The following is a 15,317-nucleotide window of genomic DNA, read 5'->3' on the forward strand; positions in this document are numbered from 1 at the left end:
ACCCTGCCGGTGACTGTTTTGTTTTGATTTAATTAATCCATCCAAGGAACTTCGATCATTGTACGGCCGATCCACTCACGCAGCACTTCGTTTGTTGGTCCCATAATAGCACCAGCACGTCCATCGCGTACGAACTTCTCTACCTGACCTGTCATATATCCACGGCCACCAGACACTTGCAACGCGGAATTGGTAACATCAATTACCATATCTGCTGCATGCGTCTTCAGCTGCCATAATGGATATAAACACTCCGATAATTCTTTACCTTCTTTATTGCAACGATCTAGCGCTTCTGCTGTACGATACAACATACTACGTGCGCTATCCACTTTGATCTGCGCCTTCGCCAACTCATGACGAATGACTTGGTAATCTGTAACGGATGATCCCGTATCCGCGTGTACTCTGCGTTTAGCACCATCTGTTGCCATATTCAAAGCACCTTGTGCAATACCAACCCAACAAGCTGCTGAACCTAGTAAGAATAGAGGATCAATCGTGTTGTCGTTGAAATAACCCATGCCACCTTCGCCACCGATACGGTTTTCAAGAGCTACTTGCACATCTTTAAAGTTCATCGGACCGCTTGCGTTTCCGCGTAATCCCATTGCATCGAACGGGAATGCTTCAACTCCCGGCTGATCATTTTCGACCAATAAAAACATTAAATTATCCGGATTATCTGTTTCAGGAGATGTCGTTGCAACTAAATAAAAGTCTGCTTCTCCACCACTTGTAACGAATGACTTTTCAGCGTCAAGCAAATAACCATTTACATTTCGTATCGCTTTACTACCGATATTCCAGAAGTGACCCCCTGTCGCTCTTTCACTAAACGCTAGGCCACCGATTTGTCCTTCACGCAAGCGTGGTAATAGACGCTGACGCTGTTCTTCTGTTCCCGCTTCATAGATCGTATGCGCTGTAGTCATATGCATAACCCAGCACATCGTCGTAGATGGGCAATAATGCGCAAAGCTTTCGGAAAGTACTGCAAATGCTGTGAATCCGTCTTTCAGACCACCCGCTTCAACCGGGATGGTAACAGCCGAATAACCAGACTTCGCAACTTCACGTAAACTTTCACGTGGATAACTTCTCTCTTGATCAGAAATAAGTGCACGCGGCAGCAATTCTTTCTTGCCTAACGCATGTGCAGCTTTTTGTAATTCTTCATGCCCTTCTGGACAAGTCCACCATTCAGGAATTTGCATAATTCCATCTTGTTGTTTTTGTTTTTCCATCATAGCACTTTTTACCAAAATTACCACTCCATTTTATCATTTACCTACTTTTCTATTAGCAAGCAAGCAGGCTGTTCTCTATCAACATTATCACGTTTTATTAAATAGTAAAGATTGATCCATAAAATAACTACCTTTTTTATTTTAAATTAAAATAAAATATCTAATGAATCCATTCAATTTATCATAAATATTTGTAGCGTTCTCTCATAAATAAAATGCATAAAACATTGAAAACACTATACTGCATATGATGTAACAGTCATTTCAATTCCTTAATATCCATCCGAACCTTAATCACTTTTTTATTCAAATATTACTTATTTGATAAATTTAGACACATTTATATTAAAAGCTATAAAAACACGCAAGTATTACGGGCAGTACGGTAAAATGCTATAATAAATTATAAAGAGAAGGAGGCGTATGCGATGAAAAGATGGATGAGTATAACGATTTTAAGCTGCCTATTATTTCTCAGTGCATGTGCAGCAACCGACACGAATAAATTGACGATACCTGAACTTACAGATCGTGAAAAACAAATACTTGAAACAGCTGCTAATACTGCATTTGTCTTTGATTATACAGCCGATCAAAACTATAAAAAGGTTACTCTTTGGGTAGAAAAATACAAAAAAGGGAAGAAAGTTGCAGAACCGATCAGCGAGCTATCCACTCCAATGCCCGGAGAGTCAACGAAGGGTAGCATCGTGTTGACAGTCACACAAACACTCGAAGAAGAACTATTATTCTCAGCAAGTGTTAGTGACGCTAAGGGCGCTGCAAGTGTTAGTAATCAAGAAGAACTGAAGGCATTGAAGGACATGGCCACTTTATTTAATACCAATCCACAAGAAGGTTTACTTCTATCGGATAATATGTTGTTGGCGGGTATCATCTACACATCTACAACAGAAGGTTCGCCAACAAGCACATTGTCGTCCGATTTCTACGAACAAAAAGAAGGATACTTGGATGAATTAAAAGAATACGACGTAGTATACGTTTTACGGGCTTCATTTGAAAAATAAAAAAACTGGACGACAAGTTCACTACTTGTCGTCCAGTTCTTTATTCATAATTCAATTCTGTAAATACTCTTTAACTGCCTGCGAAACTGTCTTTCCTTCCGCACGACCAGCCACTTCCTTCATTACAACGCCAATTGTCTGACCCATTGACGCGTCTTTTGAAATACCTAATGAAGCAATCAATTCTTTTACTTCTTCCACATTCATCTGTTTCGGCAAATAAGATTCCACAATCGCAATCTTCGCTTTTTCTGCTTCCACGATGTCTTCACGATTAGCTTTTTGACCTTCATCGAGCGATTGTTTGGTTTGCTTAAGCTCACGCTGAACGATTTTGATTTCTTCTTCTTTCGTCAGTTCGCGCTTTAATTCAATCGATTCATTTTGTAGACCTGCGCGCAATAAATTAATGACACCCTTCTTCATTGTGTCTTTTTCCTTCATCGCTGTTCTTATATCGGCCATTAAACGATCTTTTAATTCTGACATGGAAATCCCTCGTTTCTATAGTGTTACTTACAGTATACAAAAAAGTCATACGTTCAGTCTTGTATTCTTACTCCGTCTGAAATACCGATCTCTTTTTCGAGGTCAGCTTTACTTTTCGCTTTGCATCTTCTATATCTCTCTTAATGAACTCACAAAACGTATACGTCCGCCTTAATTGACGAAACTTCCGCTCTGGTTTACACTTTTTAGTAAGTAACTCCTTCATATAGCATAAGGTCCGAAACCTTATCTGTTGGGGGAGTTTTTCGACATGTATGTAAAAAAGGAGTTCATTATATGAAAAAAAGTGTAGTACTGGCGGAGAAACCTTCCGTAGCACGGGATATTGCCCGTGTGCTGAACTGCAATAAAAAAGGTAACGGCTATTTAGAAGGCGATAAGTATATCGTGACGTGGGCGCTCGGACACCTAGTGACGCTTGCTGACCCAGAAAATTACGATACGAAATTCAAGACATGGAAACTCGATGATCTGCCGATGATGCCCGAGGACTTGAAACTTACGGTCATCAAACAAACGAGTAGACAATACAATGCCGTAAAAGCGCAACTGCTTCGCACGGATGTTTCAGATATTATTATCGGTACAGACGCTGGACGTGAAGGAGAATTAGTTGCTCGTTGGATTATCGAAAAAGCGAAGGTTAAGAAGCCAATCAAACGACTATGGATTTCATCCGTCACGGACAAAGCAATTAAAGATGGTTTCGCGCAGTTAAAACCAGGTAAAGCGTATGAAAATTTATTTGAAGCAGCAGTCGCACGTTCTGAAGCCGATTGGTATATCGGTCTGAATGCTACGCGTGCACTAACAACCAAGTTTAATGCACAGCTTAACTGCGGACGTGTACAAACACCTGTCGTCGCAATTATTGCACAGCGTGAGGAAGAGATTAATACCTTCCGCCCCAAAACATTTTATGGTGTCGAAGCGCAATCTGACTCGAAACTAAAACTGACTTGGCAAAATGCAAAAACAAGCGATACTCGTTCATTTGACCGTGACAAACTATCAGCTATTGTCAAAAAGGTCGATGGGAAACAAGCGGTAATTGAAAATGTCGAGAAGAAAGCAAAAAAAACATTCTCACCTGGTCTGTACGATTTAACTGAATTACAGCGTGACGCCAACAAAATGTTCGGATACTCAGCAAAAGATACACTTAACATTATGCAGAAATTATACGAACAGCATAAATTACTAACCTATCCACGAACCGACTCACGTTTCCTTTCAAGCGACCTCGTTGCAACACTTCCTGAGCGTTTGAAAACAGTGGGTATAGGTGAATACCGTACACTTGCGAATAAAATACTAAAGAAACCAATCAAAACGAGTAAATCATTCGTTGATGACAGCAAAGTATCTGATCACCACGCAATCATTCCGACAGAAGAAATCGTATTTCTTGATAAATTGTCTGATCGCGAGCGAAAAATTTATGATCTGGTTGTCAAACGTTTCTTAGCTGTTCTGTTCCCAGCACATGAATACGAACAAATAACAGTTCATGCAAAAATAGCAGATGAACGGTTCTCAGCACGCGGTAAAACGATTTTGTCTGCTGGTTGGAAAGAAGTTTACAATAATCAATTTGACGAAGAAGAAGTTGAACAAGATACGAAAGAACAACTGTTACCTAAACTCGCTGCAGGCGATAAGCTCGACATTAAACTTATTAAAGAAACATCGGGACAAACGAAGCCCCCTGCCAGATTCAATGAAGCTACTTTATTATCCGCCATGGAAAACCCGACGAAATATATGGGCACACAGGATAAAAAATTGGCTGACACATTGAAATCCACAGGCGGACTCGGAACGGTCGCAACACGTGCTGATATTATCGACAAACTTTTTAACTCCTTCCTGATTGAAAAACGCGGGAAAGATATCCACGTCACGAACAAAGGAAAACAGTTGCTCGAATTAGTACCGGATGAATTGAAATCTCCTTTACTGACAGCTGAATGGGAACTGAAGTTAGAGCAGATTGCCAAAGGTCAACTGAAAAAAGAAGATTTCATTAATGAAATGAAAGGCTATACAAAAGAAATTGTTTCAGAGATTAAAGCGAGTGAAGCAAAGTTTAAACATGATAACATTTCCACGAAAACATGTCCTGACTGTGGGAAGCCGATGCTTGAAGTAAACGGTAAGCATGGCAAGATGCTCGTTTGTCAGGATCGTGAGTGTGGCCACCGTAAAAATGTCTCTCGCGTCACGAACGCACGTTGTCCACAGTGTAAGAAGAAGATGGAGTTGCGCGGTGAAGGTGAAGGACAGATCTTTACATGCAAGTGCGGATACCGCGAAAAGCTCTCGGTATTCAAGGCACGACGCGAGAAGGATTCAAAAGGCAAAGTGAACAAGCGCGATGTGCAGAAGTATTTGAAGAAGAACGACGAAGACGAACCGGTAAACAACCCATTCGCAGATGCATTGAAAGGTTTGAAACTGGACGACTAATTTTAGAGGGATAGGCTGATATTTGTGTTGGGCATTGAAGTTAGTATTGTAATTACTCTGAACCTCAGTACTTGAACTTAAATTAGTCAAAACATAACCAAAATTCACATGCAACCTACAGTGAGCGATCTAAGTACCTCCATTATCAACGTAGGATGGAAGCGGTAGCTGGGGGCGACTCGGGGAGGATCAACGAGAGCGGTAGCGAAGGACGGCTTTTGCGAGTAAAAGCGTAGCGTTAGGAGTATGCACTTTTATAAGTTGCATTTAAGTAAGCCACGCCCTCCGGAAAGCGTCCCCAGCTGGAGCTTTCATCCCATCACACTCACAAACTCACTCTCTACAGCATTTCAACTTAACATCACCAAAAAAGCTGTCTCACGAAGTTTTCGTGGGACAGCTTTTGATTTTTTCTATTAGTAAGCCCTCGCAAACCAAACCGTATGCTTCGACTCATTTCCACAATTAATACAAGTGGACTTCTCTGCTGGTGGGTCAAACGGAATATTACGTGTCGTAAATTTCGTTTCATCTTTGACATGTTCTTCACATGCATCATCGCCACACCAGCCTGCAAGGATCCAGCCTGGAGTTACTTCGTTAGTCGCACTCTCTTCAATATGCTTCTTCAACTCATCTAGCGTATCGATGTTCGTATGAGAATTTTCGTCACGGAACACACGAGCATTTTCAAGCAAACGCTTTTGCATCGTCTGTAGTTCTTGCTCGATGCTAGCTACAGCTTCAGCCAGACTAACAGCCACTTTCTCGCCACCGTCACGCGCTTTCATTAATGCTTGATCATTTTCAAGATCACGTGGTCCAAGTTCTAGACGTACCGGGACACCTTTTAATTCGTACTCGTTAAATTTGAAACCTGGAGACTGATCCGAATCGTCTAAACGTACGCGGATTCCTTTAGATTTTAACTCTGCATAGATTTCATCCAGTTTTTCCATTATTGCAGGATTCTTCTTCCAAGGTCCAACTGGGATTAGCACGACTTGTGTCGGTGCAACGCGTGGAGGCAACACAAGACCTTGCTCGTCACCATGGACCATGATAACAGAGCCGATCAAGCGTGTTGACGTACCCCAAGATGTTGTATGCACGAACTGGTGCTTGTTTTCTTTAGTTAAGTATTTGATATCAAATGCTTCTGCAAATTTTGTGCCGAGATAATGTGAAGTTCCGGCTTGTACTGCTTTACCATCTTTCATCATTGCTTCGATCGAGAATGTATCAATTGCACCCGCGAAACGCTCAGACGGTGTTTTCTGACCATCATAGACTGGAATCGCAAGTAAGTCTTCAACAACTTCTTTGTAGATTTCCAGCATTTGCATCGTTTCATGACGTGCTTCTTCTTCATCTACGTGTGCAGTATGTCCTTCTTGCCACAAGAATTCAGACGTACGAATGAATGGTAGCGTCTTTTTCTCCCAGCGGAATACGTTTGCCCACTGGTTGATCAGTACAGGAAGGTCACGATAGCTTTTGATCCAGTCAGAATACAAATGACCAATCATCGTTTCAGACGTTGGACGTAGCGCCAAACGTTCTTCCAATTTCTCGCCCGCGGCTTCTGTTACCCATGGCAATTCTGGAGAAAATCCTTCGATATGATCTTTTTCTTTTTCGAAAAATGACTCTGGAATTAGCATAGGGAAATAAGCGTTACGGTGACCCGTCTCTTTAAAGCGACGATTCATTTCATCCTGAATATGCTCCCAGATTTCATAGCCGTCCGGTTTAAACGCGATACATCCACGCACTGGTGTATAATCCATCAAATCCGCTTTCTGGATCGTATCGATGTACCATTTCGTAAAATCATTTTGCTGATTGCTCATTACTTTATTTCCTCCTTAGTAAAAACCGCACTCTTGTTATTCCATACTGTTAATCATATAACAAATCAAGCATTCCTACAATTGAATGCGGTCACAATGCATGTCTAACCTCTTAAACCCCATAAAAAAACTGCCCTCAATGAAGAGGACAGCCTGCGATTACACTAATTTTTCTTCTGCAAAGACAAATTGTGGTTCGCGCTCTACTTTCACAGTATCCTCACCGAAGCGACCTTCCCACTTCGACATGACCACTGTTGCAAGTGCGTTTCCGATTACGTTCACTACCGTACGTGCCATATCTAGCAAACGGTCAATTCCCGCGATAAACGCTAAACCTTCAAGCGGAATCCCTACTGTGCCAAGCGTCGCAAGTAACACGACAAATGAAACGCCAGGTACGCCAGCAATCCCTTTAGACGTAATCATCAACACTAACACTAACGTGATTTGCTCCATAATACTCAACTGAATGCCATACATTTGTGCAATGAACATAGCCGCCAATGCTTGGTAAAGAGTAGATCCGTCTAGGTTAAATGAATATCCTGTTGGCACTACGAAAGATACGATATCTTTCGGGCTACCGAACTTCTCCATTTTCTCCATCACTTTCGGTAACACCGTCTCCGAACTAGACGTAGAAAACGCTAGAATCAATTCGTCTTTCAAGATCTTCATGAAGTGGAAGATATTCACGCCAACCATCTTCGCGATCCCACCTAACACGACGATGATGAAGAATATCATCGTTGCATATACAAGAACCATTAATTTACCCATCGGAATGAGTGATTCTAAACCGAATTTGGATACCGTTACACCAATTAACGCGAATACGCCAAACGGTGCAAATTTCATAATCATATTCGTTACCCAGAACATTGCGTCTGCGACTCCTTGGAAAACATCCAGTACCGGTTTGCCGCGCTCCCCGATTGCCGCTACACCTAATCCGAATAACACAGAGAAGAAAATGATTGGCAACATATCACCATTCGCCATCGAGTCTACAATATTACTTGGTACGATGCCGACTAACACATCCATGAAGCCGCCATTTTGCACTTCTTCTGTCGTTTCTACATATTGCGAGATGTCACCTTTTTCAAGAGAAGACATATCGATGCCTTCACCTGGCTTGAAAATATTTGCTGACATAAGACCAACAATAATCGCAATCGTTGTTACAATTTCAAAATATAAAAGCGTTTTACCGCCAAGTTTACCTAATTTCTTAATATCACCTGTACCTGCAACGCCGATTACTAGCGTGGAAATAATAATAGGTACCACAATCATTTTAATCATATTGATGAACATCGTGCCGATTGGCTGTAAGTATCTCTCTACATTAGGATTACCATAGAAGATTGCACCGACTGCAATACCTAAAACCAATCCAATTAATATTTGGTAAGCCAAAGACAATTTAAATATCTTTTTCATCGATAATCCCCCTTAGATGTTCTCTGAAAACGCTTTCTTTCAGTAACTTATTCATATCTTACGGGGGCCCTACAAAATTCTACAACATCCTACAAAAACTATTTTCGTCCTTCTATTGTTTCCATATATAACACATGCAGAAACTTCTTACTGTTCACTTTGGCTGGCCTGATGTCGATACTTTCTTCTTGAATCTGTTTCATTCTCAGACTAATCTCTTGGAAATCAAAGAAGCGTGGGGCATAGTATTCGAATTCATCGATTGTATAATCTACCGCGCCAAGCGATGCTAAATGTTCCATTGCTGTAAGGATGGACCGTCGGATTCTTTGCTCCATCGCCTTACTTTCTTTGGAGATGTCTCCATCTGGCACACCCAGTTTTGTCAACGCAGCTTCATATAGTTCCTTTAGAGGCGGTAATTGAATAGCTCGCTGCTCATTCAAGACTTCCATGATGGCTACAATGTCGCGACTCGCGCTGTCACTGAAGATTCCCATATCATGTAGCTTCTTTAGAACAATATCTTTCACTGATTGCTGTGCTTTAGGTTGTTCAACAGAACCGAATTGCGCCAGTGATTCCCGAATCGTCAATAAGGAGTTTTTCAGGCGTAACTGTTCCGCTGTACGTCGCACGATACTTTGTACTTCTATTTGATTGATCGGCTTATGTATGAAGAATTCGACACCGACTTGATAGGCTTCGCCTACCATTTCTTTGTTCACTACTTGGCTTAGCATGATAAATTGTCCATTATAGCCTTGTGTTTTCAACTGTTGAATTGTTTCGATCCCGTCAAGTTCAGGCATCAATAAATCGATCAATACGACGTCTGGTGCAAGAGAAAGTATTTGAGGAATGGCTTTCACTCCACTTTCCGCCTCACCAATCACAATCCCTTCTTGCTCTGCCAATATATTTTTCAGCATTACACGGCTTGCTTTGTCGTCATCTACGATAAAATATCTCATGCTTCTATCTCCTCCATAATGGATTCCATAGGGATTTCCACTAGTACATTCAGTCCTTGATCGAGACGCTTTACCACAATTGTACCTTGCATCGCTTCGATAATTGCACAGACATGCGATAATCCGATACCTGTTGCTGCTGTTCCTTGATCCGTAAATTTCGTCGTATACCCTGGTTCAAATATGATGGCTTCATGTTCAAAAGGAATTCCTTTTCCGGTGTCACATACACTAAAGCGCACCGACTTTTCATCTCTCTCGACTGTAATGAGTACTTGACCTTTTTCTTCAATGGCCTCCACTGCATTCGCTGTCAAATTGTTCAATACTGCGAGCAAAGGGACATGTTGGCCTGTTTGAAGATCCCCATCAATTACTGTTTCCAACGTGCATTCTTTACCGATCATTTCACTGTACTTTTCATTCGCAGTGACGACCATATTGAGTAAATCAGACAGGTAAAACACTTCTACTTGTTGCCGTGTTGTCCACTTTGATAACCCTGCCAGAATTCGCTGAGAATCCTTTTTCACTTCATGGATTTCCTGCGCAATGTGTAACGCTTGGGTGCTAAGTTCCGGTTGATTCTCTTTTTTTAGCTTGCGGTATAAATCATGACTCGATGCAGTGATTTGTTCTATATGGTTCATGGACTTTTGTAAATACAATGCTTCCGCGTATAGCTCAGAACCTACTCCAAGCATTTCCTCTACACGCTGCTTCTCTTTTGATAATGCCACAGAACTATATAATCCCACCGTGAAGAAACTTCGCAATAATGCGACCCCCACTAGAATCCCCCACTCCTTACCATTAAGCAGTGAACTATGTAACCACCAGTTACGCAGTGCATGCTCTGATGTGTTGCTCACTACTTCAAATACGAAAGCCAATGCACCCAGTCGAAGTGGTAAAGATTTATACTTTTCAAGACCGACGAAATGCCAGCCGACCGCCACGATAAAGTAAAACAAAAAGACAGGTACATGCATTTGTAAACTCTCAAGCAAATCAACACCAAGCCATAGTTCCTTCGTTATGCGAAATACTACTACCGTAACGGCTGTAACGAATCCTGTGCGCAAGATAGAAACAGGTGGATAAATAAGAATCAATAAAAAGAATACTATACCGCCCAGCGCAAAACGGAACATCTCGTCGTCAAACGGCATCACTTTCAACTCGCCGGTCAGAGCTGTCAAGATTGCAATAAAGGCAATTCTAGCCGCTTCCGATTGATATATATGGCGCCACATTAATTTTATATTCATCATTCTGCTCCTAATAAATAAGTAATCGTACACGTATTATAGCAACCAGAAAAACATTGTACAGTTTTGGACTTGGATATTACGGGTACTGTAAGAAGGTACATTTATTATATTTATATATCGAAAGGATGATAATACATGAAAGTTTTAGTTGTAGGTGCAAACGGTCAGATCGGGAAACAGTTAGTTTCATTGATTCAAGACAGCAATACACTGGAAGCAAAAGCCATGATCCGCAAGCAAGAGCAAGCGGAACATTTTGAGAAAATCGGTGCGGAAACCGTGCTTGTAGATCTTGAAGGCGAAGTGGACGACATCGTAAAAGCAGCAGACGGCGTAGATGCGATCGTCTTCACAGCAGGCTCCGGCCCAAAAACGGGGCCAGATAAAACTATGATGATCGACCTTGACGGCGCTATTAAAACTATCCAAGCAGCGCAGAAAGCTGACGTTAAACGTTTCATCATGATTAGTTCATACGACACAACACGTAAAGCGATCCAGGAAGCACCGGAATCATTTGCTCCATACGTTGTAGCAAAACACTATGCAGATGAATGGTTACGCTCGACTGATCTAGACTATACGATGATTCATCCAGGTGCTTTAACAAACGACAATGGAACAGGCAAAGTAAAAGCCGCGGCTACTGTCGAACCAAACGAAGTGCCACGTGATGATATTGCGGAAGTGATCTTCGCTTGTTTAGAAAACGACTCAACGATCGGCAAAGAGTTCCAAGTAATTGGTGGCTCTACACCGATTAAAGAAGCAATCGAAAAATTATAATTATGGCTAATTCAAATCACTAAAATAAACGATCAGAAGTCTAAAGCTTCTGATCGTTTTTTCTAGCCAATGAACTGCGCTTCTATATCTAGCTTCATCTTTATACGCTTTCCTTCTTGTTTTGGATATCCAACAGTGTTATAGGAACCTTCTTGCGATAATTGACAAAGCAAATACTGACAACGACTAGCAATAAGCCTACCCACAACGTATGTGTCATGGGCTCTCCAACAAATACCGTACTAATAAACACAGAAATTACGGGCACTAAAAAAGTGAAAACAGCCACCTTACTTGCCTCTCCCGCACGAATGAGCGAATAGTAAATGATATAGGCAACAGGGATACCCATCGTTGCACCGAAACCAAGTCCAAACATATACATAGGATGCCATTCGATTGATGACCAGCTCTCTGTAATGGCACTGAGTACAAGTAGTACCATACCCCCTATAGTAAACTGCATCGCGACCATCCAATACGCATCAATTTCTTCACTTACCTTTTTCACATATGCAACACCAATTGCCCAAAAGAATGCTGTTAATATACCTAATATCACGCCCATTATAGAAATCTGGGTAGTGAAATGATCCACACTAACTACACTAATTCCGATGAATCCAATCAGCAGGCCAGTTACTTTAATCACCGTCATACTTTCGCCCAACCACATCCAAGCAAATAATCCAAGAAGGACTGGCTGGAAATATACAAGTACAGAAAATAGCCCGCCTGGCAAATAGTGTAGCCCAATTGTATGCAAGCCGAAAAACAGGACGGTGTTGAACAAAGCTGAAATACAATACTTCCGCCAATGCTGACGCCATTGCAATCTGTCACGTAGCTTGATAATCAGCAATACAATCAAACAACCGCCAAGCAACGCACGCATTCCCGAGAATAATAGTGGCGGTGCATACACGATCGATAGTTTGTAAATTGGCCAACTAACGCCCCAAATCAAAACTAAAACTGCCAACGCGACGGTAGATTTTGTAAATAGCTTGTTCACTCCTCCATCCTTTCTAATTGGGTTAATCATTTAAATCTAGTCTATTCTCTCAATCTTTTTTATGACTCTACTCAAAGACAAAGGTTTTCTTTTTGGCAAAAATTCCTTATGATTACTAATGGAGGCGATTTTAAATGAAAAAACTATTTGCCATGATGATAACTGCTGCTCTATTAGCTGCTTGTAGCAATGATGAACCGAAAGAACCGATTGAATCAACGGAGCCCGTGGAAGAGACTGCACCGGTAGAACCAGCAAGTGACGGATTGGAAGAAGGTCTAAAAGCAGATACGGTAGAACATGAGTATGTCGCATTTGCTGAGGACAAGGTTCCTGTTAATTCCAAAGTGAAGTTTATCGGAACCGTGACAGGAGTAAATGAAGGAACTTTAACTGTCCAAAGCAAAGCGGAACAATCCACGGATGAAGTCATATACGTCAAAGATATTCGACTTGGAGAACGTACAGATATTTTGGAAGGCTTCGACGTTTCCGTTTACGGTACGTATGACGGGAAAGACGATGGGGATGTACCTGTTATTAAAGGGATTTTCATTGATGCGGACTGAAAACTGAAAGAATCAACCAGAACCGGTAAATTTACACGCTTTGACAATAGATCCTAGAGGTATAGTACATTTACAGAGAAAGAGCCGCAAAAAGGACAGAAGCGACATACGATTGTATGTCGCTTTTTCGGAAAGAGGGGATTGAATGCAACGAAAAATAATAGATTATGCCGCTTTAATATTTGGATCATTCATATTTGCAATCGGAATTAACTACTTTGCCATTCCGAATATGCTATCTGAAGGCGGCGTTATCGGGATTACTATCATTACATACTATTTATTCGAATGGTCACCTGGACTTGTCAGTTTCATAATCAACTTAGCACTGGTCGCGATCGGGTACAAATTCTTCAGTAAACGAACGATTATCTATACCGTCATCACCATCATATTCTCGTCCATTTTCCTTGAGCTAACGAAGAATTGGGGAGAACAGTTAGGTAGTGATACATTACTTGCCGCATTATTTGCAGGTTTATTTGTTGGTGGTGGTCTCGGAATGATCTTCCGTGTTGGCGGTACTTCCGGGGGTGCAACTACTGTGGCTCGGATGCTTCAGCAGTGGCTTGGCTGGAGTGTTGGAAAAGCGATGCTCGTCATTGATATTTCCGTCATTTTGTTGTCTGCCTTTGTTATCGGGAAGGAAAAAGCGATGTTTACGCTCGTTGCTGTGTACGTGGGGGCTAAAGTAATTGATAAAATCGTAGACGGTGCAGATGACCGAAAAGCCGTAATGATTATTTCGAAACATCAAGAGGATATTCGACAAGAATTACTCACAACCATGGGCAGAGGCGTAACCATTCTTGATGGACGCGGCGGTTATACGCTCGAGAAACAAGCCATATTGTACATTATTATTAACCAAACAGAAATCGTACAGTTAAGACGTATTTTGGAGCGGGTAGACGAAGATGCATACGTTACCATCAATAATGTACAAGAAATTTTCAAGCGCGGATTTAAGGAAAGACGACCAAAATAAATTATAATTTCTACTAGTTCATTTCCCTTAACATCTTGAACTACCTCCTATACCATTACAAGTAAAGGAGGTAGTTACTTTGTCAAAATCTATGGACAAACGACCGCCTATACAATTATCTATTCTTGATTTAGCGACAATTTATAATAATGAAACGGCTAGACAAACATTGAAACATTCCACTGACTTGGTTCAATTAGCAGATCGACTCGGTTATACACGCTATTGGTTTGCGGAACATCACAATACAAAATTCCAAGTAAGTTCTTCTCCCGACTTGCTGGCAGCACACGCTGCAGCTCACACGAATCGCATTCGCGTGGGTTCAGGTGGAGTCATGCTACCCAATCATAGTCCATTGAAAGTTGTGGAAAACTTTTCATTGCTGGAATCATTGCATCCGGGGCGCATCGACCTTGGCATTGGACGTGCCCCAGGAACTGATGGTATGACTGCTTTGGCATTAAGACGCTCACGAGAAGCCGTGACAACATATGACTTCCCTGAACAGTTCGCAGAGTTATTGGCATTTTTCACGAATAACTTCCCCGACGAGCACCCGTTTAGCAAAATCAGTGCCACAGCAGAAGAATCCATACCTGATTTGTTCATGCTCGGATCAAGTGACGGAGGTATGCAGTTTGCCGCTGAATATGGACTTGGCTTTGCATTCGCTGCACATATTAACCCGAAGTTAGCCATCCCTATGCTGCGAACATACCGGGAACGATTTAAGCCATCACAATTCTTGAGTAAACCAAAGGGAATTCTAGCTTTGATCGTAGTTTGTGCCGATACAGAAGAACGTGCACGTCAACTCGCACTTCCTGCACAGTTACAATGGGCACGTTGGGGAACCGGAAATTACAAATTGCCACCACCGTCCCTCGAAGATGCCATTTCACATTCTTTCTCAACTGCAGAAGATGCCGTCACGAAAGAAAATGATGGACGCTTTGTCATTGGTACTCCCTCCCAAGTAAAAGAACAGCTCGAGTCACTTGCAGAAGAAGCGATGGTCGATGAAATCATGATTTTAAATATGATTCCGGATACACAAGCGAGAGAACAGTCATTCCATCTGATTGCCAAAGCTTTTCAATTAGCGAGAAATTTACCCTAAGTGAAGTAAGAACGTATTATTTGCAC

General features: G+C 41.6%; 13 protein-coding genes. 6 read left to right on the plus strand and 7 right to left on the minus strand.

The features are described from left to right. Positions 1–32: 32 nt before the first annotated feature. A complete protein-coding gene (locus CSV64_RS09830) occupies positions 33–1,274 on the minus strand; it encodes an acyl-CoA dehydrogenase family protein (protein ID WP_369823517.1) in 1,242 nt (413 codons plus the stop codon). Positions 1,275–1,678: 404 nt separating this feature from the next. Between CSV64_RS09830 and CSV64_RS09835 the strand changes: the two genes are divergently transcribed. Further along, positions 1,679–2,281 carry a hypothetical protein gene (locus tag CSV64_RS09835; RefSeq protein WP_099634272.1) on the plus strand — a complete coding sequence of 201 codons (603 nt, stop codon included), beginning with the start codon at positions 1,679–1,681 and terminating at the stop codon, positions 2,279–2,281. A gap of 51 nt (positions 2,282–2,332) precedes the next feature. Here CSV64_RS09835 and CSV64_RS09840 read toward each other — a convergent pair whose 3' ends face one another. After that, positions 2,333–2,770, minus strand: a complete 438-nt coding sequence (locus CSV64_RS09840; protein WP_099634273.1) for a GatB/YqeY domain-containing protein — start codon at positions 2,768–2,770, stop codon at positions 2,333–2,335. A gap of 297 nt (positions 2,771–3,067) precedes the next feature. Between CSV64_RS09840 and CSV64_RS09845 the strand changes: the two genes are divergently transcribed. Continuing rightward, on the plus strand, positions 3,068–5,260 hold the full coding sequence (locus CSV64_RS09845) for a DNA topoisomerase III (protein WP_099634274.1): 2,193 nt from the start codon (positions 3,068–3,070) through the stop codon (positions 5,258–5,260). A gap of 416 nt (positions 5,261–5,676) precedes the next feature. Here the strand turns inward: CSV64_RS09845 and proS are convergent, their stop codons facing one another. From proS to CSV64_RS09865, 4 genes are all read right to left on the minus strand, one after another. After that, positions 5,677–7,113 carry a proline--tRNA ligase gene (gene proS, locus CSV64_RS09850; RefSeq protein WP_099634275.1) on the minus strand — a complete coding sequence of 479 codons (1,437 nt, stop codon included), beginning with the start codon at positions 7,111–7,113 and terminating at the stop codon, positions 5,677–5,679. Positions 7,114–7,272: 159 nt separating this feature from the next. Further along, positions 7,273–8,562 (minus strand): cation:dicarboxylate symporter family transporter, encoded by a 1,290-nt coding sequence (locus tag CSV64_RS09855; RefSeq protein WP_099634276.1) that lies wholly within the window; start codon positions 8,560–8,562, stop codon positions 7,273–7,275. A gap of 98 nt (positions 8,563–8,660) precedes the next feature. Then, positions 8,661–9,536, minus strand: coding sequence for a response regulator (locus tag CSV64_RS09860; protein WP_099634277.1), 876 nt, complete (start codon positions 9,534–9,536; stop codon positions 8,661–8,663). After that, positions 9,533–10,807 carry a sensor histidine kinase gene (locus CSV64_RS09865; RefSeq protein WP_233190431.1) on the minus strand — a complete coding sequence of 425 codons (1,275 nt, stop codon included), beginning with the start codon at positions 10,805–10,807 and terminating at the stop codon, positions 9,533–9,535. The genes CSV64_RS09860 and CSV64_RS09865 overlap by 4 nt, the downstream gene beginning before the upstream one ends. A 138-nt stretch (positions 10,808–10,945) precedes the next feature. Here CSV64_RS09865 and CSV64_RS09870 point away from each other — a divergent pair, with 138 nt between their 5' ends. Then, positions 10,946–11,596: an SDR family oxidoreductase gene (locus CSV64_RS09870; RefSeq protein WP_099634279.1), complete on the plus strand. Its 651-nt coding sequence runs from the start codon at positions 10,946–10,948 to the stop codon at positions 11,594–11,596. A 100-nt stretch (positions 11,597–11,696) separates the two neighbouring features. Here CSV64_RS09870 and CSV64_RS09875 read toward each other — a convergent pair whose 3' ends face one another. Next, on the minus strand, positions 11,697–12,611 hold the full coding sequence (locus CSV64_RS09875; protein WP_099634280.1) for a DMT family transporter: 915 nt from the start codon (positions 12,609–12,611) through the stop codon (positions 11,697–11,699). A gap of 134 nt (positions 12,612–12,745) precedes the next feature. Here CSV64_RS09875 and CSV64_RS09880 point away from each other — a divergent pair, with 134 nt between their 5' ends. The 3 genes from CSV64_RS09880 (at position 12,746) to CSV64_RS09890 (ending at position 15,291) form a co-directional block, all read left to right on the plus strand. Then, positions 12,746–13,180 carry a putative periplasmic lipoprotein gene (locus CSV64_RS09880; RefSeq protein WP_099634281.1) on the plus strand — a complete coding sequence of 145 codons (435 nt, stop codon included), beginning with the start codon at positions 12,746–12,748 and terminating at the stop codon, positions 13,178–13,180. 145 nt (positions 13,181–13,325) lie between these two features. Continuing rightward, positions 13,326–14,168, plus strand: coding sequence for a YitT family protein (locus CSV64_RS09885; protein ID WP_099634282.1), 843 nt, complete (start codon positions 13,326–13,328; stop codon positions 14,166–14,168). 79 nt (positions 14,169–14,247) lie between these two features. Continuing rightward, positions 14,248–15,291: an LLM class flavin-dependent oxidoreductase gene (locus CSV64_RS09890; RefSeq protein WP_233190432.1), complete on the plus strand. Its 1,044-nt coding sequence runs from the start codon at positions 14,248–14,250 to the stop codon at positions 15,289–15,291. The last annotated feature ends 26 nt before the right edge of the window (positions 15,292–15,317 follow it).

The sequence above is a fragment of the Sporosarcina sp. P32b genome (assembly GCF_002743335.1).
Lineage (GTDB): Bacteria > Bacillota > Bacilli > Bacillales_A > Planococcaceae > Sporosarcina.

Excerpts from the sequence above, each read along its gene's own strand:
- CSV64_RS09880 (WP_099634281.1), top strand. The coding sequence starts at position 12,746 with ATGAAAAAACTATTTGCCATGATGATAACTGCTGCTCTATTAGCTGCT.
- CSV64_RS09835 (WP_099634272.1), top strand. The coding sequence starts at position 1,679 with ATGAAAAGATGGATGAGTATAACGATTTTAAGCTGCCTATTATTTCTC.
- proS (WP_099634275.1), bottom strand. The coding sequence starts at position 7,113 with ATGAGCAATCAGCAAAATGATTTTACGAAATGGTACATCGATACGATC.
- CSV64_RS09865 (WP_233190431.1), bottom strand. The coding sequence starts at position 10,807 with ATGAATATAAAATTAATGTGGCGCCATATATATCAATCGGAAGCGGCT.
- CSV64_RS09845 (WP_099634274.1), top strand. The coding sequence starts at position 3,068 with ATGAAAAAAAGTGTAGTACTGGCGGAGAAACCTTCCGTAGCACGGGAT.
- CSV64_RS09855 (WP_099634276.1), bottom strand. The coding sequence starts at position 8,562 with ATGAAAAAGATATTTAAATTGTCTTTGGCTTACCAAATATTAATTGGA.
- CSV64_RS09870 (WP_099634279.1), top strand. The coding sequence starts at position 10,946 with ATGAAAGTTTTAGTTGTAGGTGCAAACGGTCAGATCGGGAAACAGTTA.
- CSV64_RS09860 (WP_099634277.1), bottom strand. The coding sequence starts at position 9,536 with ATGAGATATTTTATCGTAGATGACGACAAAGCAAGCCGTGTAATGCTG.
- CSV64_RS09885 (WP_099634282.1), top strand. The coding sequence starts at position 13,326 with ATGCAACGAAAAATAATAGATTATGCCGCTTTAATATTTGGATCATTC.
- CSV64_RS09840 (WP_099634273.1), bottom strand. The coding sequence starts at position 2,770 with ATGTCAGAATTAAAAGATCGTTTAATGGCCGATATAAGAACAGCGATG.